The organism is Ensifer sp. Root1252 (genome assembly GCF_001425885.1).
GTDB classification, from domain to species: Bacteria; Pseudomonadota; Alphaproteobacteria; order Rhizobiales; family Rhizobiaceae; genus Ensifer; species Ensifer canadensis.
On the sequence record NZ_LMDT01000057.1, the window covers coordinates 191,866 to 213,915 of the forward strand.

A 22,050-nucleotide genomic window follows, 5' to 3' on the forward strand; every position below is an offset into this window, starting at 1 on the left:
AGAATGACGGGCAACGACAATCCCTATGCAGGGTCCTTCGGCAACCAGATGACCGCTTCGGCTTCCTTCGGCGGCCAGCCGGCCGCGGCCGCCGCACCGGGCGGCGACCTGATCAAGGAAACGACGACCGCCAACTTCAGCAAGGACGTGCTGGACGCCTCGCGCCAGCAGCCTGTTCTCGTCGATTTCTGGGCGCCCTGGTGCGGACCGTGCAAGCAGCTGACCCCCGTGATCGAAAAGGTCGTGACGGAAGCCGCCGGCCGCGTGAAGCTCGTCAAGATGAACATCGACGACCATCCGTCGATCGCCGGCCAGCTCGGCATCCAGTCGATCCCCGCCGTCATCGCCTTCGTCGGTGGGCGACCGGTCGACGGTTTCATGGGTGCCGTGCCTGAAAGCCAGATCAAGCAATTCATCGAAAAGATCGCCGGCCCCGCCGTCGACGACAGCAAGGCCGAGATCGAGGCAGCACTTGCCGACGCCAAGGGGTTGCTCGAAGCGGGCGATGCCGAGAACGCCGCCGGGCTCTTCGGCGCCGTGCTGCAGGCAGACCCGGAGAATGTGGTGGCTATTGCCGGCATGGTCGATTGCATGATCACGCTTGGCCAGATCGCCGAAGCGCGCGAAGCGCTTACGAGCCTGCCGGAAGATCTTGCCAAGGATGCCGGCATCAGCGCGATCGCCAAGAAGCTTGACCAGATCGAAGAAGCCCGCAAGCTCGGCGATCCGAACGCCCTGGAACAGCGGTTGGCGGCAAACCCTGACGACCATGAGGCGCGCATGATGCTCGCCAAGATCCGCAACGTGGAAGGCGACCGCAATGGCGCGGCCGACCACCTGCTGACGGTCATGAAGCGCGACCGGGCTTTCGACGACGATGGCGCACGGCGCGAGCTCGTCTCGTTCTTCGAAGTCTGGGGCCCGAAAGACCCGGCGACGATCGCCGCCCGCCGCAAGCTGTCGTCGATCCTCTTTTCCTGAGCAGAGCAGCAAGATCGGTGCGTTTTTCCCTTGAGATTTTCGAAGGGCGCACCATTTCTTGGTCTGGTTGGCTATGCCTATGGGCGTGGCGGGGCAGAACCGGACATCTGCAAGGTCAATTGGAATGCATGTCGGAAATGCACGTTATCTTGGTCCGCAGGACTTGCCGGAGATCATTCCGGTGTTTCCGCTGACCGGTGCGCTGCTGCTCCCGGGTGCCCAGCTGCCGCTCAACATCTTCGAGCCACGCTACCTGGCGATGCTCGACGACGCTCTTTCCGGCAATCGGCTGGTCGGGATTGTCCAGCCCTCCTTCTGCGAAGGCCGCAACGACATCGGCGTCGGGCCGGTGCCCGCGCTCTGCGAGGTCGGCTGCATCGGCCGCATCACCTCCTTTGCCGAAACCGGCGACGGCCGCTACATCACCTCGCTGACCGGCGTATGCCGCTACCGACTGTTTAACGAGGTGGCCGGCACACGCGGCTATCGCCGCTTCCGTATCGGGCCCTTCACGGCCGATCTCGAAAATCGCGACGATGAAAGCCTTGTCGATCGCTCGGCGCTGCTGGCAGCCTTCAGGGCCTATCTGGAGGCCAACAAGCTGAAGGCCGACTGGGAGAGTGTCGAGCGCGCCAGCAACCGCACGCTGGTCAACTCCATGGCGATGATGTCGCCCTACGGACCGGCAGAAAAACAGGCGCTGCTGGAGGCCCCCGACCTCAAGACCCGCGCCGAGACGCTGATTGCCATTACCGAGATCGTGCTTGCGCGCAATTTCGGCGATGTCGACAACATTCTGCAGTAAGCGAGGGGTCATGGACGTCAACGCCAGCAAGGTCGATCCGAAACTGCTCGAACTGCTCGTCTGCCCGTTGACCAAGGGCCGGCTCAGCTATCGCGCCGAAGCCAATGAGTTGATCTCGGAAAAGGCACGGCTCGCCTATCCCATCCGCGACGGTGTGCCGATCATGCTGATCTCCGAGGCACGCAAGATCGAGGACTGACGCCAGCGGCCGATCCCACATCCTTTGACGATCAGTCAAGGAATAGCCCGTAAGTTGCCTGGACTATCGGTAGCTCGGCGGGACACGATGAACATCTGGCACTACGTCGTCGCGATCGTGACTCTGACCGCGCTTGGCGCGGCGGTCCATGTCTTCCGCTCGTCGTTCAATTTCATTCCCGATCGCTTCAATGCCGCGCCCGGCCAGTTCTGGCGCAATCACGCCATCGACGACATGCTGAGTGCGAACTACGGTTTCTGGGACATGGTCGCCGGGACCGAATACGACGAGGACGGATTTTACGAGTTCTTCAGCCGCAGAAATCTACGCATCTGCTTCACGTGGACGATCGCGATCGGCATGACATTGCTGTTGTCGTACCAGGATCTGCAAGACAAATTCACTGCCGTCGTCGATGTCGCGCCCGGCTGGCTCTGGGCGCTTTTCGTCTACCGGATCGAGAATCTCACCATCTTCTGACCCCTCAGATCGGCTGGCCGGAAAGCAGCCGCGGGTCCGCGTCGCCGGCAACGCCGGCCGCCTGGCGGATGAAGAAGCTTTTGAGGGACGGCAGCCGATCGACAAGACCGAGACCGAAGTCGCGGGCGATCCTGACGGGTGTAATGTCGTTCGAAAACAGTCGGTTGAGCACATCCGTGGTCACCCCCATGCGGAAGGTGTCGAACCGGCGCCAGCTCTGGTAGCGCTCGAGGATAGCAAGCGAACCGATATCGAGCCCGAGACGATCCGCCTCGACGATCGTCTCGGCCAGCGCCGCCACGTCCTTGAAGCCGAGATTGAGGCCCTGGCCGGAGATCGGGTGGATCCCGTGGGCGGCATCGCCCGCAAGCGCAAACCGCGGTTTTACGAAATCGCGCGCAAGGGTCAGGCCGAGCGGAAAGGCGCGACGGCCGCCGACAACCTTGAGATGGCCAAGCCTGTGGCCGAAGCGGCGCTCCAGCTCTTCTTCGAAGAGGAAATCGTCGCCCTTGACCAGGCGCTCCGCGTCCGCAGTGCGCTCGGTCCACACCAGCGACGAGCGATTGTTCTTGAGCGGCAGGGTGGCAAAGGGGCCGGCCGGCAGGAAATGCTCCTCGGCCGTGCCTTCGTGCGGGCGCTCATGCTCGACGGTGGTAACGATGCCCGACTGGCCATAGTCGAATTCGACCGTCTTGATGCCGGCCGCATCGCGCAGCTTCGAGCGCACGCCATCGCAGGCAACCAGCAGACGGGCCTCCAACTGCTCGCCGCCGGTAAGCGTCACCGCAACCGCATGATCGCCGCTCTCGAAGGTTTCGACCATGGTCGACTGCCGCACGGTTACACCAAACTCCTCGCAGGCGGCGCGCAGCGCGCCGACCATGGCCGTGTTCGGCACCATATGGGCAAAGGGCCGCCCCTCCTCCCCCTCGCCGTCGAAGGTGAGGAAAACCGGGCGCACCGGATCGGATGTCTTCGAATCGGTGATGACCATGCGCCGGATCGGCTCGGCCTCCGGCACAATCGCCTGCCACACGCCGAGAACATCGAGCATGCGCTCAGCTGCCGAGGCGACGGCAGAGGCGCGCTCGTCGCGCTTCCAGGCGCCTTCCGGCGCACCGTCTATGACGGAAACTTCGAGATGCGGTGCCGCCTTCTTCAGCGATACCGCGAGCGAAAGGCCGACATAGCCGCCACCGGCAATCAACACATCGATCATCCGCTTTCTCCCGTCGCACTTGAGCATCGTTTCATGCCTATATAGATCAATGCCATCGCCGTTCCTACCATCGGAGACAGCCGAAATGTCGCGCCCCACTGAGACCGCAACGCCCATGGATGCGCTGCTTGCCACACTCGACCTCGAAAAGCTCGAGGAGAACCTGTTCCGTGGCCGCAGTCCCCAGGTCGGCTGGCAGCGCGTGTTCGGCGGCCAGGTGATCGGGCAGGCGCTGGTCGCAGCCCAGCGCACTGTCGACGAAGGCCGCTACGTGCACTCGCTGCACGCCTATTTCATGCGCCCAGGCGATCCGTCCGTGCCGATCATCTACGAGGTGGACCGCATCCGCGACGGCTCGAGCTTCGCCACGCGGCGTGTCGTCGCCATCCAGCACGGCAAGGCGATCTTCTCAATGTCGGCGTCGTTCCAATATGACGAGGACGGCTTCGAACATCAGATCGACATCCCCAACGTGGCGATGCCGGAAACCCTGCCGGGCGAGCAGGAGCTGAAGGACAAGTTCCTGGCGCACGCCCCCGAAGCGATCCGCCGCTACTGGGAGCGGCCACGGCCGATCGAGATCCGGCCGGTCTCGCTCACCCACTATTTCGCCCGCAACGATGGTAAGCCGACCCAGGACGTCTGGGTCAAGGCCGTCGGCCATGTGCCCGACGAGCGCCACCTGCAGGCGGCCGTGCTTGCCTACCTCTCGGACATGACGCTGCTCGACACGTCGCTCTATGCCCATGGCACGTCGGTGTTCGATCGCAACCTGCAGGTTGCAAGCCTCGATCACGCCATGTGGTTCCATCGCCCCTGCAAGATGGACGACTGGCTGCTCTATACCCAGGACAGCCCCAGTGCCCATGGTGCCCGCGGCATGACCCGCGGCAGCCTTTTTGACCGTTCCGGCGTGCTGATTGCCTCGGTGGCGCAGGAAGGCCTGATCCGGAAAAAGGCAGCTGAACAGGAATAGGGCACTTATTCTTTTCTGCCTATTTTTTAATCTTCTAAAGTGACGATTTTTTAGCGCGTCGCGGCACCGTCGCTGTGCGTGATAATTTTCCCATGCCTTTTCATAGGTTTAGCGTGCCACGACGAATCTGGCACGCCCCTTGAATGTAGCTGTCCGGTTGCACGGCGCTTTCAGCGTTCCGCAGCGAGGAGAGATGGCCTCCGACCGGAGGCGAACAAGGATGGGAAACCGATGAAAATTGTGATGGCCATTATCAAGCCGTTCAAGCTCGATGAGGTTCGCGAAGCCCTCACTGCTGTTGGCATCCAGGGCCTGACCGTAACCGAGGTTAAAGGCTACGGCCGCCAGAAGGGACATACTGAAATCTATCGCGGCACCGAATACGCCGTGAGCTTCCTGCCAAAGCTGAAGATCGAGATCGCGGTCGCCTCGGAGGTCGTCGACAAGGCCGTGGAAGCGATCGCCGTTGCCGCCAAGACCGGCCAGATCGGCGACGGCAAGATCTTTGTCTACTCCATTGACCATGCCGTGCGCATCCGCACCGGCGAAACCGATTCAGAAGCGTTGTAAGCCACGCCGTTCAGGGAGCACTACTCGATGTCGTCAAGCAAACTTTCCACCTCTCTGGTCAGGATCGGCGCAGCCTCTGCCGCCCTTCTTGCACCGGTCGTCGCCTTTGCCCAGGAAGCCGCACCGGCAGCCGCCGCTGCCACCACCGCAGCACCCGTTCCCGACAAGGCCGACACGGCCTTCATGTTCATCTCCACGCTGCTCGTCTTCTTCATGCTGATCCCAGGCCTCGCGCTGTTCTACGGCGGCCTCGTTCGCGCCAAGAACATGCTGTCGGTCCTGATGCAGTGCACCGTCATCGGCGCAACGATGATGATCGTCTGGGTCGTCTATGGCTATTCGTTCGCCTTCGGCGGCTCGACCAACCCCTATTTCGGCGGCTTCGCCAAGATGTTCCTCGCAGGCGTCTCGGTTGACAGCACGTCGGCCACCTTCTCCCAAGGCGTGGTCATTCCGGAATACATCTTCATGCTGTTCCAGATGACGTTTGCAGCGCTGACGCCGGCCCTCATCATCGGCGCCTTTGCCGAGCGCATCAAATTCTCGGCGGCCGTGCTCTTCTCCGTCCTCTGGGCAACCTTCGTCTACTTCCCGATCGCCCACATGGTCTGGGACGGCAACGGCCTGCTCTTCGGCATGGGCGCCCTCGACTTCGCCGGCGGCACCGTCGTGCACATCAATGCCGGTGTTGCGGGCCTCATCGGCGCGATCATGGTCGGCAAGCGCACCGGTTTCGGCAAGGACATGATGGCACCGCATTCGATGACGCTGACGCTCGTCGGCGCAGCGATGCTGTGGTTCGGCTGGTTCGGTTTCAACGCCGGCTCCAACCTCGAGGCATCAGGCGGCGCGATGCTCGCAACCGTCAACACCTTCCTCGCGACCGCAGCAGCCATCCTTTCCTGGTCGGTCGTCGAAACCTTCACCCGCGGCAAGGCCTCGATGCTCGGTGCAGCCTCGGGCATGATCGCCGGCCTCGTCGCCATTACGCCTGCCGCCGGCATCGCCGGCCCGATGGGCGCGATCGTCATGGGCCTGATCGTTTCGCCGCTGTGCTACTTCTTCGTCTCGGTGGTGAAGAACAAGTTCGGCTACGACGACACCGCTGACGTCTTCGGCGTTCACGGCGTCGGCGGCTTCTTCGGTGCGCTGGCGACCGGCATCTTCGCATCGTCATCGCTCGGCGGCATCGGCTATGCCGACGGCGTCACCATGGGCGGCCAGTTCATGACCCAGCTCACCGCCGTCGCCATCACCATCATCTGGTGCGGCGTGGTCTCGGCCATCCTCTACAAGGTGGTCGACGCGATCGTCGGGCTCCGGGTCTCGGTCGAAGCCGAACGCGAAGGTCTCGACCTCTCGTCCCACGGCGAAGCCGCCTACCACAGCTAAGCCAATCGCGGCGCCGTCAACAGGCGCCGCTCAACGTCCCGTCGCGGTCCGTCTGATACGGATCGCCTTTGGCCCGGATCGACTGATCCGGGCTTTTTTTCCCTTTCATGCGGATTGCACGCCTCGCCCACCGGTATTTTAGCGGCATACACGCATGGTTAATGTCGCATTAACCGTGCTTCGCTTAGGTTGATTCCATGGCACGCAATGTGTCTTGAAGATCGAGACGGGCAGCAGGCAACATGAGCAGAAGCAATCCGGCAACGCTTGACAGCCGTTCCAACCGGTTCGTGCTAACCACATTCGTATGGCGACAGATCGCGTCGCTGGCGGGCTTTGCGCTGTTTGGCGCACTGGCGCTGGCAATCGCGGCGCTATCGACATGGAACGTTGCCGACCCGAGCTTCTCCTACGCCACCTCCGACGAGCCGACCAACGTGCTCGGTTATGCCGGCGCGGCCTTTGCCGACATCTTCATGCAGTTTTTCGGGCTTGCAAGCGTCGTCGCCCTGCTTCCGGCCGTTGCCTGGGCGCTGGTGCTGATCGGCGGCAAGCGCTTCGACAAGATCTTCAAGCGCCTCGGCCTCTGGTTCGTCGGATCGGTGCTTGCAGGCGCGGCCTTGAGCTGCGTCCCGGCGCCGATCACCTGGCCGCTGCCCAACGGCCTCGGCGGCGTCTTCGGCGACATGATCCTGCGGTTTCCCGCGCTGTTCACCGGCGCCTTCCCGACCGGCACCTTCGCTACCGTGCTTGCCTGCATCTTCGCCGCTCCTGCCGCCTGGTGCCTGATCTACAGCGCCGGCCTGATCGGTGTCGGCGAGGAGGAGGACGAAGACGAGATCGAGGCGCCGACGCCGAGCAAGGCGCGCACCGTGCGCGACGAACTGGACGAAGACGACAGCGAAGGCCCCTTCACCCTGCTGATGGGCTCTTTCGCCCACTTGCGCTACACCGTGCAGGCACGCGTCCGCCGCATCTTCGGCATGAGCGGTACCCGCACGCCGACGAAGCGCCAGTACGATGAGCCCTACGATTTCAACAATGACGAATTCGGCACGCTGAACGAGCCGGTCCGGCCGAAGCCGATGGCCGGCGACCGCATCGAACCTTCGCTCGACCGTTCCGAGCGCCGCATCGTCACGCCACCGCCGATCATGGCTGATGACGATGACGACATGCCCTTCGACATGGACGAGCGCCGCCCCGCCGGCATTCTGTCCGATGACGAGGACGACGATCTTGACGCAGCAGCCGACTGGGCGCCGAAAGCAGCACCGCCGAAGCAGGGTCTGCCGAAGGCCGGCTCGCGTGTTGCCACCCCGCCGCCTCGCCCGAAGACCAGCCAGCGGCTCGAGCGCGAGGCGCAGCGCTCCTTCGTCGAGGACGATGACGGCGATTTCGCGCTGCCGCCAATGCATTTCCTCGCCGAGCCGAAGAACGTCACCCGCGACGCTTCGCTCTCCGCCGACGCGCTGGAGCAGAACGCCCGCATGCTCGAAGGTGTGCTTGAGGACTTCGGCGTCAAGGGTGAGATCATCCACGTCCGCCCGGGCCCGGTCGTTACCCTTTATGAACTGGAGCCGGCGCCGGGCATCAAATCCTCCCGGGTCATCGGCCTTGCCGACGACATCGCCCGCTCGATGAGCGCCATTGCTGCCCGCGTCGCCGTCGTGCCGGGCCGCAACGCCATCGGCATCGAATTGCCCAACCAGCGCCGCGAAACCGTTTATCTGCGCGAACTGATCGGCTCGCGCGACTTCGAGACCAGCAAGGCGCGCCTGGCCATGGCGCTCGGTAAGACCATCGGCGGCGAACCGGTGGTCGCCGATCTCGCCAAGATGCCGCATCTGCTCGTCGCCGGCACCACCGGCTCGGGCAAGTCAGTGGCGATCAACACCATGATCCTGTCGCTGCTCTACCGCCTGCGTCCCGACCAGTGCCGCCTGATCATGATCGACCCGAAGATGCTCGAACTCTCCGTCTATGACGGCATCCCGCACCTGCTTTCGCCCGTCGTGACCGACCCGAAGAAGGCGGTCGTCGCGCTCAAGTGGACGGTGCGCGAGATGGAAGAGCGCTACAAGAAGATGTCGAAGATCGGCGTGCGCAACATCGACGGCTTCAACACCCGCGTCGAGCAGGCGCTGGCCAAGGGCGATGCGATCACCCGCACGGTGCAGACCGGCTTCGACCGCCAGACCGGCGAGGCGATCTACGAGACCGAGGAATTCGATCTGTCGCCGATGCCCTATATCGTCGTCATCATCGACGAAATGGCCGACCTGATGATGGTCGCCGGCAAGGACATCGAAGGCGCGGTGCAGCGGCTGGCGCAGATGGCGCGCGCTGCCGGCATTCATGTGATCATGGCGACGCAGCGCCCGTCGGTCGACGTCATCACCGGTACGATCAAGGCCAACTTCCCGACCCGCATCTCCTTCCAGGTGACGTCGAAGATCGACAGCCGCACCATCCTTGGCGAACAGGGTGCCGAACAGCTGCTCGGCATGGGCGACATGCTCTACATGGCCGGTGGCGGACGCATCCAGCGCGTCCACGGTCCCTTCGTCTCCGACACCGAAGTCGAGGAAGTCGTCGCCTATCTCAAGACCCAGGGCACACCGCAATATCTCGACGCGATCACCGAAGATGACGACGAGGACAATGACGGCGGCGGCCCCGCCGGCACGTCCAATCTTGCCGATTCCGACGACCCCTACGACCAGGCGGTGGCGATCGTTCTGCGCGACGGCAAGGCCTCCACATCCTATGTGCAACGTCGCCTCGGGATAGGCTATAATAGGGCCGCTTCACTGATCGAGCGCATGGAACAGGAAGGCATCATCGGCCCGGCAAACCATGCCGGCAAACGGGAAATCCTCGTGCCGACCGAAGCGGAAATCACTGGCCGGTAAACCCGGCTTTCGTCCCGGGCGATGATCCATGCCCGGTAACGGTCATGTGAGAGCGCGGCCCGCCGAAGGCCATGAAAAACGCCTTGAAGGTGCCGCACTTGCGCTCCAGATGATTCAGGAAATGAAGGAGACTGTGATGACAGAGACGAAAACCACCCTGGGCAGCAATCCGGCGATGTCGCGCCGTGTATTCGTTTGCGGCCTCGCGGCGCTCGCGGGCATGGGTGGCGCCGGTCTTGACGTCACCAAGGCCTTTGCCCAGGCCCCGGCCTCCGCCCAGAAGATCGCCGATCATTTCTCGTCGGTGAAGACCATGTCCGGCGAATTCGTGCAGTTCGGCCCGCGCGGCGAGCAGACCGGTGGCAAGTTCTACATCCGCCGCCCCGGCCGCATCCGCTTCAACTACGAGGCGCCTTCGCCGATGCGCGTGATTTCCGACGGCAAGTCGGTGGTCATCGGCAATATGAAGCTGAAGACCTGGGATATCTACCCGCTCTCCAAGACGCCGCTGAACCTGTTGCTCAGCGAGCGGATCGACCTGACCGGCAAGATGGTGCGCGACGTCAAGGAAGAATCAGACCTCATCACCATCGTTCTCGGGGATCGCTCGATCTTCGGCGATTCGACCATCACCATGATGTTCGATCCGAAGACCTACGACCTGCGCCAGTGGACGATCACCGATGCGCAGAAGAAGGACACGTCGGTGATGATCTTCAACGTCCGGACCGGCATCGCGCTCGACGACAAGGTGTTCAAGATTCCTTACGACGAGGTTCGCAACAAACGGGGCGGCTAAGACCGCCTCAGCATAGGCATTGTGGACATCGGCCGCCCACTGCATGTGTCCTCGGATCCGATCTAAGGATAAAACATGCAGCGCGTCAAAGTGCGCAGCGACCTTTTCATGCATTCCTTGTCCCGACGCGCCAGACCTGCTTAAACCTCCCCGACATCGAAAACATATCCGTCCTGAGCCGGCTTTCCATTCGTCGAACGCCCGGACCTACCCAATCATGGGGAATGAGCAATGGCCCTTTCCGTCGCCACGTGGAATATCAACTCCGTTCGCCTGCGCATGCCGCTGATCGAACATCTGCTGAAGACCTGGCAGCCCGACATTCTCTGCCTGCAGGAAACCAAGTGCCCGAACGACCAGTTTCCGTCAAAGCCACTCAAGGCACTCGGCTACAACCATATCGAGATGCACGGCCAGAAGGGCTATCACGGCGTCGCGACGATCTCGCGTCTGCCCCTGCACGAGCTTAGCGACCGCCGCGACTATTGCGGCGTCGGCGATGCGCGCCACCTTTCGGTGGTGTTCGAGGCGGGCGGCAAGAAGATCCGCCTGCACAATTTCTACGTTCCCGCCGGCGGCGACGAACCGGACAGGTCGATCAACCCGAAGTTCGGCCACAAGCTCGATTTCGTCGATGAGATGAAGCTGCTGCACGCCGAAGCCGAGGCGGGCATCTCCTCCATCCTCGTCGGCGACCTCAACATCGCGCCGCTCGAGGACGACGTCTGGTCGCACAAGCAACTCCTGAAGATCGTCAGCCATACGCCGATCGAAACCGAGGGCCTCAACACGGTGATGAACGGCGGCGCCTGGGTCGACCTGATGCGCCAGCATGCGCCGGCGCCGACCAAGCTCTATACCTGGTGGAGCTACCGCGCGAAGGATTGGGAAGCGGCCGACCGCGGCCGACGCCTCGACCACATCTGGTCGTCGGCCGACCTCGCGCCGAAGCTGACGCAGGTGGATATCCTGCGGGAAGCGCGCGGCTGGGAGCGGCCGTCGGACCATGTGCCGGTGATCGCGCATTTCGATATTTAGAGCGGCAACGCTCTACTGCGTGTTTCCTTAAATCCTATTCGATTTAAGGATAAAAACATGCAGCAATTCAAAGTGCTACAGCGCCGCGCGTCTAATAAGACGCGCGGCGCTGTAGCACGATCAGCTGCATCAAGAAAAGATGAGTAAAAATCTCATATTTTTCTTGATCCTGTTTTTCGAAGCGATTATCCCTTTTTGCGAGCGGCGGGGACACCGCCTCCGGCGGCTAAGCAGCCGTCGTTTCCATTGATTTTCGGGTGCTTCGCTCCGGGCCAGTCCGGAGGGCTTTCGTGCGCCCGCAAAAGGGGCCAGATCATGCGCAAGATTTTTCCGAACAGACCCGTTCGCACCTCGCTTCGTTCCCTTTCGGCAACAACGGCACTACTCGCGATCACGATCGGACTGCTATCAAATTCCGCCACCGCGCAGACGGCCACGAGTGAGAAGACGACGCGGCTGCAGAAGATCGAGGTTTCGGCCGCACAGGCGGCCACCAGCATCGCCGAGGACAATGATACCATCGCACCGTCGCGCAATATCACGGCGCTGAAGACCGACACGCCACTGGTCGAGACCCCGCGCTCGGTCTCCGTCGTCACCCGCAAGGAACTGGAGGAGCGTGGCGCCCAGGACATGATCCAGGCAACCCGCTATGCCGCCGGTGTTACCACCGGCGCCTTCGGCTTCGACCCGCGCTTCGACCAGATCTACATTCGCGGCTTCGAGACGACCACAACCGGCGACTTCCGCGACGGCCTGCGCCAGCCCTATATGAACTACGGCACCTTCCCGACCGAGATCTACGGTCTCGACCGCATCGAGATCATCAAGGGACCGGTGTCGGTGCTGTACGGCGCCGCCGGTGTCGGCGGCATCGTCAACCGCATTTCCAAGATGCCGCAGGACGACACGCACCGCGAGGTCGAAGTTCAATACGGCACGATCGGCCGCGCCCAGACGGCCTTCGATTTCGGCGGCCCGGCGACCGCCGAAGGCGACTTTCTCTATCGTATCGTCGGTCTGCTGCGGAACGGCGAAACCAGCTACGACGTTGCCGACGACCGCTACCTGCTGCAGCCCTCCTTCACCTGGAAGCCGGACGAGGCAACGTCGCTGACCGTCTACGGCCTCGGACAGAAGGGCGAGAGCGATGCCAGCCCGCGGGTGTTCGAATATGGCGGCAAGCTGCTGCGCTACAGCGATCCGGAATACGATCACCAGAAGGTGCGGCAGTATCAGGCTGGCTTCAAGCTCGAGCACGAATTCGACAATGGCCTGATCTTCCGTCAGCACGCCCGCGTCAGCGACATGGATTTGGACGCCCGCTATCTCGAGTTCGGCACGGCAACTGGCAATGTCTACGAGCGGTCGCCGGTCGCGATTACCGACAATCAGCGCGCCTACCAGATCGACAACCAGTTGCTGGCGACCTTCGATACCGGCGCCATCTCGCACACACTGCTGACCGGCCTCGACTATACCTGGATCACGTCAGACTTCGGGCTCGGCTTTGGCGCCAGCGATCCGGCCTATCGCTTCGACCTCGACAATCCGACCTTCGGCATCACCGGCCCGACGCCCGCGCTCACCAGCTTCAGTGGCCGCGATCTGCGCCAGACCGGCATCTATGCTGAGGACCAGGCGGAATTCGGCAACTGGCGCGCCGTCGCCGGCCTGCGCCACGACTGGGTGGACCAGACGAGCACCAACAAGAACACCGGTGCAGTCGACCGCAAGGACGACGGTGAAGTCACCGGCCAGGTGGGCCTGCTCTACCTCTTCGACAACGATATTGCGCCCTACGCCAGCTACGGCACGTCCTTCGTGCCGAGCACGCAGCTCTCGGCAGATGGTACGGTTCTGGATCCGACGACGGGCGAGCAGATCGAACTGGGCATCAAATACCAGCCGGAAGGCGAGGCCTATTCGCTGAGCGCCGCCGTCTACCGGATCGTCGAAACCGGGGCGCCGCAATATGTCGCGGACGCGTCGCTGCCCGTCGGCTACTACTACAAATCTTCGGGCGAGGTGACCACCAAGGGCTTCGAGGTCGAGGCGCGACGCGAATTCGACAATGGCTTCAGCCTGATCGCCGCCTACACCTACAACGACGCCGAGATCACCGGGAACGTCAATCCCGCACTGATCGGCAACGTGCCCTCGACCAAGCCGCGCAACATCGCATCCCTCTGGGTGAACTACCTCGTGCCAGACGATACGCAGCTCGCCGGTCTCAGCCTTGGCGGCGGTATCCGCGCCACCTCCAAGTCCTTCACCTCCGACGACAATACGGCGGAAAACGGCGGCGCCGTCTACTTCGACGCGTCGATCGCCTATGATTTCGGCGTGAAAAATCCCGATCTGAACGGATTGTCGCTGGCCGTCAGCGCAACCAACATTGGCGACCGGCGCGAAGAAGTCTGCACCGACGGTTACTGCTACTTCGGCCAGGGCCGCACCGTGCTCGGCACGCTCAAGTACAAATGGTAGGTGAAAACGCCTGGCGTGCGACCGTCTATCGGGAGTGCGTCAGGCGAAACGGCCGGCCAGTGCGCCTGCGCGGCGGATCATCGCCTGCAGGTTCTCGCGGATGCGCGCCTCCACGAGGGCGGCAACTTCCGGGTATTCTTCCAGCATGCGCCGGAACAGCGGGCGATTGATGCGGATCACTTCGCTGTCTTCGTCCGCGGTCGCGGTAAACTTGCGTTCCACCATCGAGATCAGCGCCAGTTCCGAGAGAAGCGCGCCGCGGCCGACGGTGGTGACATCCTCCATCGCGCCGTCGGCATTGGCTTTCGAAAGCGAGAGGCTGCCGCTGGCAATGGCAAAGGCGCAATCGGCCGGAGCGCCCTCGCGAAACAGCTCCTGCCCTTTGAACACGCGTCGACGTTCGGCGCCAAAGGCAATCAGCCTCAGCTTGTCCTCGCTGATATCGGCAAAAAGCGGCACATTGGACAGAAGAACGATGTCGTCGTTGAGCGCCAAACGGCTAACCTCCCTGAATCACGATGCTCCGGGGTTCGAAACCCAAGAGCATAGCAATCGATGCAAATAGTCCGAAGCAGCTGACGTGCGGAGAAATCATCGGACGTCGCCGCCTCACGGAACGATCTTGTAGCCGCCGTTCTCTGTCACCAAAATCTCGGCATTGGAAGGGTCTCGCTCGATTTTCTGGCGGAGCCGATAGACATGTGTTTCGAGCGTATGCGTCGTCACGCCGGAATTGTAACCCCAGACTTCTTCGAGCAGCACGTCGCGCGTCACCACCTTCTGGTCGGCGCGATAGAGATAGCGGATGATCGCCGCTTCCTTTTCGGTCAGCCGGATCTTCTGGCCGTTTTCGAGCGTCAGCAGCTTCTGGCTCGGCTTGAACGTGTAGGGACCGACACTGAAGGTCGCATCTTCGCTCTGTTCGTGCTGGCGCAGCTGCGCGCGGATACGGGCGAGGAGGACGGCGAAGCGGAACGGCTTGGTGACATAGTCGTTCGCGCCGGCTTCCAGACCGAGGATCGTATCCGAATCCGTGTCATGACCGGTGAGCATGATGATCGGCGCCTTGAAGCCGCCCTTGCGCAAGAGCTTGACCGCCTCGCGCCCGTCCATGTCGGGCAGACCGACATCCATGATCAGCAGATCGACCTGCTGGGCGCGCGCCGCCTGTATCCCCTTGCCGGCAGTCGCTTCCTGAAGAAGATCGAACTCCTCGTACAGCGAAAGCTGTTCGACCAACGTTTCGCGCAGGTCATTGTCGTCGTCGACAAGAAGAATGGTACGGGTCGCCATGGGACAATTCCTGTTTGCTTCCGGTTTCAAACTAGCTCAAATGCCCGTGTTGGCAAGCGAACCGGTTTTGGAACCTCGTTATATATGCAACCGTGCTTATGGTGCCCGCCAAATCACGGACAATTCAAAAATCTGTGAGAGAGATGCGCAAGAAAACGTCGGGAAGAAGGCCAGTCAAATCCGTCATCACCGTCCGGCCTGCCCCGCTTGATCGCAGGCGTGCACTGGTTACCTTCGATGGCCGCACGGAGCAAGCGGCCATCGGCCGCAGCGGCATTACCAGCCGCAAGCGCGAGGGCGACGGTGCCACGCCGCGCGCCGCGATGAAACTCATCGGCGGCTATGTCAGGCGCGACCGCATCCTGCTGCCGCCGACGCCGCTGCCGATGCGGGCCACGCGTAACGGCATGCTCTGGTGCGACGCTCCCAGTCATGCCCGCTACAACCGTCCAGCCAATGCGCCCTTCGCGCCGAGCCACGAGGACATGATGCGCACGGACAGGCTCTACGACATCTGCCTGGTGATGGACTGGAACCTGACCAGCCGGCGCCGTTATGCCGGGTCGGCAATATTCTTTCACCTCATCCGCCCCGGATACGAGCCGACCGAGGGCTGCGTCGCCATAAGCCTTGCCGCCATGCGCCGGCTGATCCCGCATCTGCGTCGCGGCACCGTCGTCAAAGTTGTCTAATGTCGACGCTGCAATATGAGGCATGACCGGCGATCGAAAGAAGAATTCGGAAAGCATAGATCACGCGAGAAACCTCACCGGCCACAACCATCAACACTTCCGCAAGCTCTGGTGTCTATGTAGCCTCAAGCGAGATTTGCAGGACGAGTGCTGCCGATGCTGACCAAGACGGCCAAAGCGATACCGGCGACCGACGGACGGTTCTTCGGGATAAAAGAGGTTCGTGATAGCGCGGACGGCGTCTCGCAAGGTTCCGACATTGCGCAGCTGCTCGACTGGGTCGAATCCTATCTGATGGCCGGCCATTCCGATCTCGGACGAACCGGCGCTGTCTGCCCCTTTACCCGCCAGGCCGCCAAGATCGATACCGTCCGGTTGGCGATTTCTGACGCGCGCGCCGAGGACGAAGACACGGTCTTTGCGCTCATCCGTGGCGCATTCGGCGAACTCGAAGCCATCCCCTGCAAACCCGCGATGAAGCATTTCCGCACGGTGATCGTTGGCTTTCCTGACTGCGCCGATGCGGATGGGATCGCGATGTTGAAGCGCATCCAGCGGCGGCATCGGTTCTATTCACTCGCCCGCGCCCGGATGATCGGCATGATGCATGCAGGCTCCGAGGATCGCGGCCTGTGGAACCCGGACTTCCGACCACTGCGCTCGCCGATGCCGGTTCTCGCGATCCGGCATCTGGTCGAGAACGATGCCCCGTTCGCCGCTCTCCACCCCGCCCTCATGGTTGCCTATCTTGCCCGTTTCCCGATCAGAGGAACGCGGCGGCTCGTCAATCACTTCCGAAGCGGCTGAGCCATGCCCGGCCGAGCGACGTCGCCGATCGCCGACGCAGTTGAGATAACTCCGAGCTCTCAGCTTTTGGGCGACAATCTCCAAATCAGTTGCGTCACAAGTCTCGAAGGCTTCGAGGCCCTGCACAAGGAATGGGACGACCTGTTCGAGCGGACGGCGGAGCCTCAGCAGGTGTTCCAGCGTCATATCTTCCTGCGACACTGGGCGCGGCACTATCTCGATCCAAAGACGCAGCTCTGCATCCTCATCGGTCGTATCGACGGGCGTCTCGTCACCCTCTGGCCACTGGTGCGCCGGCGCAAGCTTGGTTTTGATGTGCTTGGTTTCATGGGAGCGCCGGTGACCCAATTCGGCGACGTGCTCGTCGAGGCCGGCGAGAACAGACACGCCTTGCTCGAAGCCGGCTGGAACGCCGTCGCATCGCTCGGCGCCGATCTCTTCGAAGCACGGCGGGTAAGAGCGGATGCTGCCCTATGCGGATCGGTGATCCCAAGCGGCGCCTCCTTGCCTGGCGACGTGCAGGCGCCTTTCGCAAGCCTGTCACGGCGGGTGACAGCCGATGGCCCCGGCATCGCCTATTCCGCACGCGAGCGCTCGAACTATCGGCGCCGGCTGCGAAGGCTGCGAGAGCACGGCGACATCACCTTTACCGAGCCGGAGCCGGGGTCAACAGCCGCAACGGCCGCAGCCGCTGCCATCACCATCAAGAAGAACTGGCTGCTCGAAAACGCGATCCTGTCGCCGACCGTCATGGACAGCCGCTTCCAAGCGTTCTTCGAGGACCTGGCCGGCGATCCCGGCGCCGGCCTCTGCGCCTCGACGATCGCCTGCGATGGGCGGCCGATCGGCGTCGATCTGTCCTTCGATTGCAAGGGCCACACCTTCGGACACGTGCTGGCAACCGACCCTGGCTATGACCGCGAGGGCCTCGGGCGGCTGCTGATCCACCGGACATTCGCGGCCGCCGCCGATCGCGGCAGCCGTGTCTTCGACCTGCTGGCGCCAGCGGATGGCTACAAGATGCAGCACGCCGACGGGCTGGTTGCCGTCAGCGACTATGCTTTCGCGTTCTCCTGGCGCGGCTGGCTGCTGCGCGAGCTTGTCATGGCGCGGCTGCAACCGGCGGCCAAGGTCTTGGCAAAGCGCCTTCCGTCCGCCCTTGTGCGCAGGCTGGCAAAACACAAGATCTGATCCAATCAGGCAAGCCGGCGCGGCCTCAGGCGAGTTGGCGCGGCGTGACGAAATCGATGAGACGGCACCGGCCCGATGCCAGGTCCTCCCAACTGGAGCCGTCGAACGCGAGTACGGCAAGCGCCGCTGTCGGAAACTTCTCCCGCATGCGCGCGAGCGCCTCCTGCCTGCCCGATCCGGCCAGCAGATGCGCAAGTTCCTCCATGCCCGGATTGTGGCCAACGACAAGCAGGTTACGGATATCAGGGTCAACGGCGCGAATGGTCGCCAGAATGGCGGGTGCCCCAACTTCGTAGATGTCGCGCGTCTCACGGGTGGGGATTGGCGGCGGCAGGTTATCCCGAACCAGCGCCCAGGTTTCCCGCGCACGTCGCGCAGTGGAAACGATCGCGAGCCCCGGGATCAGCCCTTTGCGCTTCATATCTGCGCCGATCAGTGGCGCCGCCTTGCGGCCGCGCTCGCCGAGCGGCCGGTCGTGATCCGGCACGCCGTCCGGCCATGCGGACTTGGCATGGCGCAACAGCATCAGGCGGTATGTTTTCGCCCCGCGATCCCCGGCCATCACGTCCTCCTTCGCAGCGAAGTACGATCTACTCCGTCAGGTCCATTCTGGCATCGCTTCGACGTTTTGTCCCCGTACTGCATAATTCCTTAAATCGGAATCGATTTAAGGAGGAAATTATGCAGCAGGTTTAATGCGCTACAGCGTCCTTTGCGCCTCATATCTGACGCGCAAAGGACGCTGTAGGAGTGAACCACAAAAAAGGCCGCCCCGAAGGGCGGCCATCAACGCCGGAAAGCTCAGGAACCGGCTTATTTCCACTCGCGCCAGCTTACTTCCACTCACGAATGTCGACGAAATGTCCGGCGACCGCTGCGGCCGCCGCCATTGCCGGCGATACCAGATGTGTGCGTCCCTTGAAGCCCTGGCGGCCTTCGAAGTTACGGTTGGAGGTCGAGGCACAGCGCTCGCCCGGCTTCAGCCGGTCGTCGTTCATCGCCAGGCACATCGAGCAGCCCGGCTCGCGCCAGTCGAAGCCCGCTTCCCGGAAGATCTTGTCGAGGCCTTCGGCTTCCGCCTGCTCCTTGACGAGGCCGGAGCCCGGAACAATCATCGCCGAAACGGTCGGCGCAACCTTGCGGCCTTCGACGACAGCGGCAACGGCGCGCAGATCCTCGATGCGGCCGTTGGTGCACGAGCCGATGAAGACGCGGTCGATGGCGATGTCAGTGATCTTGGTGCCGGGCTTCAGGCCCATGTAGTCAAGCGCGCGCCACTTGGAGGTGCGCTTGTTTTCTTCCGGGATCTCGTCCGGGTTCGGGACGATGCCCTGAACCGAGATGACGTCCTCAGGCGACGAACCCCAGGAGACGATCGGCGGCAGATCGGCAGCGTCGAGCACGACGACGCGATCGTAATGCGCGCCTTCGTCGGTGTGCAGCGTCTTCCAATAGTCGAGCGCCATTTCCCAGGCCTTGCCCTTCGGCGCGCGCGGCTTGTCCTTGATGTATTCGAAGGTCGTTTCGTCGGGCGCGATCAGGCCGGCGCGGGCACCGCCTTCGATCGTCATGTTGCAGATGGTCATGCGGCCTTCCATCGACAGCGAGCGGATCGCTTCGCCGGCAAACTCGATGACGTGTCCGGTGCCACCGGCGGTACCGATCTCACCGATGATGGCAAGGATGATGTCCTTGGCGGTCACACCTGGCGGCAGCTGGCCGTCGACGCGCACCAGCATGTTCTTGGCCTTCTGCTGGATCAGCGTCTGGGTCGCAAGCACGTGCTCGACTTCCGACGTGCCGATGCCATGCGCCAGCGCGCCGAAGGCACCATGCGTCGAGGTGTGGCTGTCGCCGCAAACGATGGTCATGCCCGGCAGCGTGAAGCCCTGCTCCGGGCCGACGATGTGCACGATGCCCTGGCGCTTGTCGTTTTCCGAGTAGTATTCGACACCGAACTCGGCTGCGTTCGTGGCGAGCGCCTCGACCTGGATGCGGCTCTCCTCGTTCTTGATGCCGAGATGGCGATCAGGTGAGGTCGGCACGTTGTGGTCGACGACGGCGAGCGTCTTTTCCGGAGCGCGGACCTTGCGGCCAGCCATGCGCAGGCCCTCGAAAGCCTGCGGGCTCGTCACCTCATGAACGAGATGACGATCGATGTAGAGAAGACAGGTGCCATCGTCCTGGCTGTTGACCAGATGGTCGTCCCAGATCTTGTCATAGAGAGTACGCGGTGCGCTCATGGCGATATATCCATCGAATTTTCAGAAGTAAGGGAAAAGCCGGCAGCAAGGCAGCCGGAAACACTGATCAAGGGATCAGGATAGGAGGCTTGTCAGCGCCCCGGATACGCGCGCAAAAAAGCGTGCCGGCAGACGCTTGTGGTCCTGCAGCACGACGATTTTTTGCTCTCGACATCCGAACTTGGATTCCATGAGGCCGTACATATCAATTTTTTGACACTTCGGCAATCGGTGGAAGCAGCCTCAACGCTGCTCGGCGCGCCGCAACCGCCGCTCGATCCCCCGCAAGCCCAGCGACAGGCCAATGGTCAGGACGAGATAGACATAGGCAACGATCGAATAGGTCTCGAAGAAGCGAAAGGAACCGGAGGCGTAGACCTTGCCCATCTGGGTGATGTCGGCGACGCCGAGCACCGAGACCAGCGAGGAGTCCTTGACCATGGCGACGAAGTCGTTGCCGAGCGGCGGCAGGATCACGCGGATCGCCTGCGGGAAGATCACCAGGCGAAACCGCTGGTAGCGCGTCAGGCCCAGCGCCTTGGCTGCCTCGACCTGACCCTTGTCGACCGAGAGGATGCCGGCCCGAAAGACTTCGGCGATGAAGGCGGAATAGCCGATCATCAGCGCCATGATCGCCCGCCACATCAGCGAGATGTCGCGCACCACCACCGGCTCCATCCAGCCGGCCGATATCAGCGGCGCGGTGATGAAGTTGGCGACCGTGACGAGCGTCGGCGCGCCGACGAAGGCGATGTAGAACAACAGGACGAGGATCGGCACGCCGCGGATGACCTCGGTGTAGAAGCGTGCGATCTGGCGAAGTGCCGCGTGCTCCGACAGCGCCATCAGCGCAATGCCGAGACCGAGCGTCGTCGCCAGCACGAAGCCCATCAGGGTCACGAAAATGGTGACGCCAATGCCCTTGAGGACGACGTTGAAGACTTCGGTGTAGATGTCATTGGTGACGATAACAGCGGCGAGCGCCACGGCAATCACCAGAAGGGCGACCAGCCACCAGGGATAGTCGCCCTTTCCGGACTTATCAGTCGATTGTGGGGAGGCCATGGCCTGCGATCAGCCGCCCATCTTGTAGTCGAGGAACCACTTCTTATCCAAGGCGTCGAAGGTTCCATCTTCCTTCAGCGCCTTGATCGCGGCGTTCACCGGGCCGACCAGGTCCGAACCCTTGGGATAGATGAAGCCGAAATCCTCGGTGCCGAGCGGGCCGCCGACGACCTTCAGCTTGCCTTCGGACGAATCGACATACCCCTTGGCGGCAACGCTGTCGGTCAGGACGACGTCGACGTCGCCGGCCTTGAGCGCCTGCACGGTGGCACCGAAGGTTTCGAACAGCTTGATGCGCGGGTTCTGCTCGTTGCCATCGAGCATTTCGTAGACGGCGGTGTAGAACGGCGAGGTGCCCGGCTGTGCGCCGACCAGACCGTCGGCGAAGGCGCCGAAGCTCTTGCCGTCGTTGAAGCGGTTCTCGTCGCCGCGCACCAGCATGAACTGCTGCGAGCGCATGTACGGATCGGAGAAGTCGACCTTCTCCTTGCGGTCGTCCTTGATGGTAATGCCGGTCATGCCGATCTGGTACTGGCCGTCGTGAACAGCCTGGATCATCGCGTCCCAGCTGGTGTTCTGGTACTCGACCTTGAAGTTCAGACGCTTGGCGATCTCGTTCATCGCATCATATTCCCAGCCGATCGCCTCACCGGTCTTCGGATCGACGAACTGCAGCGGCGGGTAGGCATTTTCCGTGACGACGACAACCGCCTTGCCACCGAGATCCGGCAGGTCGCTGGCGAAAGCCGGTGCAGAAAAAGCAAATGGAACGGCAAGTGCGGCTGCGATGCCCGCAAGCACATGGCGACGGATTGTCATTGGAAGAGCTCCCGAAAAGTGTGGCAGCGAAAAATGTCACGGATTGCTAAGAAAAGACAAGCGCATAGTACCAAAA

The 22,050-nt window shown here is 62.5% G+C and carries 21 protein-coding genes; 14 read left to right on the forward strand and 7 right to left on the reverse strand.

The genetic code is table 11. The features are described 5' to 3' along the window. Positions 1-3: 3 nt before the first annotated feature. From trxA to ASD02_RS34430, 4 genes are all read left to right on the forward strand, one after another. Positions 4-981, forward strand: coding sequence for a thioredoxin (trxA, locus tag ASD02_RS34415; protein WP_025425150.1), 978 nt, complete (start codon positions 4-6; stop codon positions 979-981). 124 nt (positions 982-1,105) lie between these two features. Then, positions 1,106-1,786: an LON peptidase substrate-binding domain-containing protein gene (locus ASD02_RS34420; protein ID WP_025425151.1), complete on the forward strand. Its 681-nt coding sequence runs from the start codon at positions 1,106-1,108 to the stop codon at positions 1,784-1,786. A 10-nt stretch (positions 1,787-1,796) separates the two neighbouring features. Further along, positions 1,797-1,985, forward strand: a complete 189-nt coding sequence (locus ASD02_RS34425) for a Trm112 family protein (protein ID WP_025425152.1) — start codon at positions 1,797-1,799, stop codon at positions 1,983-1,985. Between the two features lie 87 nt (positions 1,986-2,072). Continuing rightward, positions 2,073-2,465: a hypothetical protein gene (locus ASD02_RS34430; protein WP_025425153.1), complete on the forward strand. Its 393-nt coding sequence runs from the start codon at positions 2,073-2,075 to the stop codon at positions 2,463-2,465. Between the two features lie 4 nt (positions 2,466-2,469). Here the strand turns inward: ASD02_RS34430 and ASD02_RS34435 are convergent, their stop codons facing one another. After that, on the reverse strand, positions 2,470-3,684 hold the full coding sequence (locus tag ASD02_RS34435; RefSeq protein WP_057210855.1) for a ubiquinone biosynthesis hydroxylase: 1,215 nt from the start codon (positions 3,682-3,684) through the stop codon (positions 2,470-2,472). 85 nt (positions 3,685-3,769) lie between these two features. Between ASD02_RS34435 and tesB the strand changes: the two genes are divergently transcribed. The 7 genes from tesB to ASD02_RS34470 all read left to right on the forward strand — a co-directional run bounded on the left by tesB (position 3,770) and on the right by ASD02_RS34470 (position 13,864). Then, positions 3,770-4,660, forward strand: a complete 891-nt coding sequence (tesB, locus tag ASD02_RS34440) for an acyl-CoA thioesterase II (RefSeq protein ID WP_025425155.1) — start codon at positions 3,770-3,772, stop codon at positions 4,658-4,660. 231 nt (positions 4,661-4,891) lie between these two features. Beyond that, entirely contained in the window at positions 4,892-5,230 is a 339-nt protein-coding gene (locus ASD02_RS34445) for a P-II family nitrogen regulator (RefSeq protein ID WP_025425156.1), read from the forward strand. 27 nt (positions 5,231-5,257) lie between these two features. Continuing rightward, positions 5,258-6,622: an ammonium transporter gene (locus tag ASD02_RS34450; protein ID WP_057210857.1), complete on the forward strand. Its 1,365-nt coding sequence runs from the start codon at positions 5,258-5,260 to the stop codon at positions 6,620-6,622. A gap of 242 nt (positions 6,623-6,864) precedes the next feature. Next, complete coding sequence (locus ASD02_RS34455; protein WP_025425157.1) at positions 6,865-9,537, forward strand: DNA translocase FtsK; 2,673 nt, start codon at positions 6,865-6,867, stop codon at positions 9,535-9,537. A gap of 136 nt (positions 9,538-9,673) precedes the next feature. Continuing rightward, positions 9,674-10,336 (forward strand): outer membrane lipoprotein carrier protein LolA, encoded by a 663-nt coding sequence (locus tag ASD02_RS34460; protein ID WP_025425158.1) that lies wholly within the window; start codon positions 9,674-9,676, stop codon positions 10,334-10,336. Positions 10,337-10,567: 231 nt separating this feature from the next. Then, positions 10,568-11,374 (forward strand): exodeoxyribonuclease III, encoded by an 807-nt coding sequence (locus ASD02_RS34465; RefSeq protein WP_025425159.1) that lies wholly within the window; start codon positions 10,568-10,570, stop codon positions 11,372-11,374. A 315-nt stretch (positions 11,375-11,689) separates the two neighbouring features. Beyond that, entirely contained in the window at positions 11,690-13,864 is a 2,175-nt protein-coding gene (locus tag ASD02_RS34470) for a TonB-dependent siderophore receptor (protein ID WP_057221806.1), read from the forward strand. A gap of 39 nt (positions 13,865-13,903) precedes the next feature. Here the strand turns inward: ASD02_RS34470 and ASD02_RS34475 are convergent, their stop codons facing one another. Continuing rightward, complete coding sequence (locus ASD02_RS34475; RefSeq protein ID WP_025425161.1) at positions 13,904-14,359, reverse strand: cyclic nucleotide-binding domain-containing protein; 456 nt, start codon at positions 14,357-14,359, stop codon at positions 13,904-13,906. A gap of 114 nt (positions 14,360-14,473) precedes the next feature. Next, complete coding sequence (locus ASD02_RS34480) at positions 14,474-15,157, reverse strand: response regulator transcription factor (RefSeq protein WP_025425162.1); 684 nt, start codon at positions 15,155-15,157, stop codon at positions 14,474-14,476. A gap of 143 nt (positions 15,158-15,300) precedes the next feature. Here ASD02_RS34480 and ASD02_RS34485 point away from each other — a divergent pair, with 143 nt between their 5' ends. The 3 genes from ASD02_RS34485 (at position 15,301) to ASD02_RS34495 (ending at position 17,847) form a co-directional block, all read left to right on the forward strand. Then, the gene (locus ASD02_RS34485) at positions 15,301-15,849 is read left to right on the forward strand and encodes a L,D-transpeptidase family protein (protein WP_025425163.1); all 549 of its coding nucleotides are present in this window, start codon (positions 15,301-15,303) and stop codon (positions 15,847-15,849) included. Positions 15,850-16,005: 156 nt separating this feature from the next. Further along, on the forward strand, positions 16,006-16,656 hold the full coding sequence (locus ASD02_RS34490) for a DUF6875 domain-containing protein (protein ID WP_128090482.1): 651 nt from the start codon (positions 16,006-16,008) through the stop codon (positions 16,654-16,656). A 66-nt stretch (positions 16,657-16,722) separates the two neighbouring features. Then, on the forward strand, positions 16,723-17,847 hold the full coding sequence (locus tag ASD02_RS34495; RefSeq protein ID WP_025425165.1) for a GNAT family N-acetyltransferase: 1,125 nt from the start codon (positions 16,723-16,725) through the stop codon (positions 17,845-17,847). Between the two features lie 25 nt (positions 17,848-17,872). On the opposite strand, the gene ASD02_RS34500 is transcribed toward ASD02_RS34495, so the two are convergent. The 4 genes from ASD02_RS34500 to ASD02_RS34515 form a co-directional block, all read right to left on the reverse strand. Further along, positions 17,873-18,409 (reverse strand): histidine phosphatase family protein, encoded by a 537-nt coding sequence (locus tag ASD02_RS34500; RefSeq protein ID WP_025425166.1) that lies wholly within the window; start codon positions 18,407-18,409, stop codon positions 17,873-17,875. 271 nt (positions 18,410-18,680) lie between these two features. Further along, complete coding sequence (gene leuC, locus ASD02_RS34505) at positions 18,681-20,090, reverse strand: 3-isopropylmalate dehydratase large subunit (protein WP_025425167.1); 1,410 nt, start codon at positions 20,088-20,090, stop codon at positions 18,681-18,683. 243 nt (positions 20,091-20,333) lie between these two features. Then, a complete protein-coding gene (locus ASD02_RS34510) occupies positions 20,334-21,155 on the reverse strand; it encodes an amino acid ABC transporter permease (RefSeq protein ID WP_025425168.1) in 822 nt (273 codons plus the stop codon). 9 nt (positions 21,156-21,164) lie between these two features. Then, complete coding sequence (locus ASD02_RS34515) at positions 21,165-21,974, reverse strand: transporter substrate-binding domain-containing protein (protein ID WP_057221807.1); 810 nt, start codon at positions 21,972-21,974, stop codon at positions 21,165-21,167. Between the last annotated feature and the right edge of the window lie 76 nt (positions 21,975-22,050).

Bases quoted from the DNA above. Each gene is read 5' to 3' on its own strand.
- ASD02_RS34510 (WP_025425168.1), bottom strand. From the start codon at position 21,155: ATGGCCTCCCCACAATCGACTGATAAGTCCGGAAAGGGCGACTATCCC.
- ASD02_RS34460 (WP_025425158.1), top strand. From the start codon at position 9,674: ATGACAGAGACGAAAACCACCCTGGGCAGCAATCCGGCGATGTCGCGC.
- ASD02_RS34435 (WP_057210855.1), bottom strand. From the start codon at position 3,684: ATGATCGATGTGTTGATTGCCGGTGGCGGCTATGTCGGCCTTTCGCTC.
- tesB (WP_025425155.1), top strand. From the start codon at position 3,770: ATGTCGCGCCCCACTGAGACCGCAACGCCCATGGATGCGCTGCTTGCC.
- ASD02_RS34425 (WP_025425152.1), top strand. From the start codon at position 1,797: ATGGACGTCAACGCCAGCAAGGTCGATCCGAAACTGCTCGAACTGCTC.
- ASD02_RS34485 (WP_025425163.1), top strand. From the start codon at position 15,301: ATGCGCAAGAAAACGTCGGGAAGAAGGCCAGTCAAATCCGTCATCACC.
- trxA (WP_025425150.1), top strand. From the start codon at position 4: ATGACGGGCAACGACAATCCCTATGCAGGGTCCTTCGGCAACCAGATG.
- ASD02_RS34515 (WP_057221807.1), bottom strand. From the start codon at position 21,974: ATGACAATCCGTCGCCATGTGCTTGCGGGCATCGCAGCCGCACTTGCC.
- ASD02_RS34445 (WP_025425156.1), top strand. From the start codon at position 4,892: ATGAAAATTGTGATGGCCATTATCAAGCCGTTCAAGCTCGATGAGGTT.
- leuC (WP_025425167.1), bottom strand. From the start codon at position 20,090: ATGAGCGCACCGCGTACTCTCTATGACAAGATCTGGGACGACCATCTG.
- ASD02_RS34465 (WP_025425159.1), top strand. From the start codon at position 10,568: ATGGCCCTTTCCGTCGCCACGTGGAATATCAACTCCGTTCGCCTGCGC.
- ASD02_RS34455 (WP_025425157.1), top strand. From the start codon at position 6,865: ATGAGCAGAAGCAATCCGGCAACGCTTGACAGCCGTTCCAACCGGTTC.
- ASD02_RS34450 (WP_057210857.1), top strand. From the start codon at position 5,258: ATGTCGTCAAGCAAACTTTCCACCTCTCTGGTCAGGATCGGCGCAGCC.
- ASD02_RS34480 (WP_025425162.1), bottom strand. From the start codon at position 15,157: ATGGCGACCCGTACCATTCTTCTTGTCGACGACGACAATGACCTGCGC.
- ASD02_RS34470 (WP_057221806.1), top strand. From the start codon at position 11,690: ATGCGCAAGATTTTTCCGAACAGACCCGTTCGCACCTCGCTTCGTTCC.
- ASD02_RS34490 (WP_128090482.1), top strand. From the start codon at position 16,006: ATGCTGACCAAGACGGCCAAAGCGATACCGGCGACCGACGGACGGTTC.
- ASD02_RS34430 (WP_025425153.1), top strand. From the start codon at position 2,073: ATGAACATCTGGCACTACGTCGTCGCGATCGTGACTCTGACCGCGCTT.
- ASD02_RS34420 (WP_025425151.1), top strand. From the start codon at position 1,106: ATGCATGTCGGAAATGCACGTTATCTTGGTCCGCAGGACTTGCCGGAG.
- ASD02_RS34500 (WP_025425166.1), bottom strand. From the start codon at position 18,409: ATGGCCGGGGATCGCGGGGCGAAAACATACCGCCTGATGCTGTTGCGC.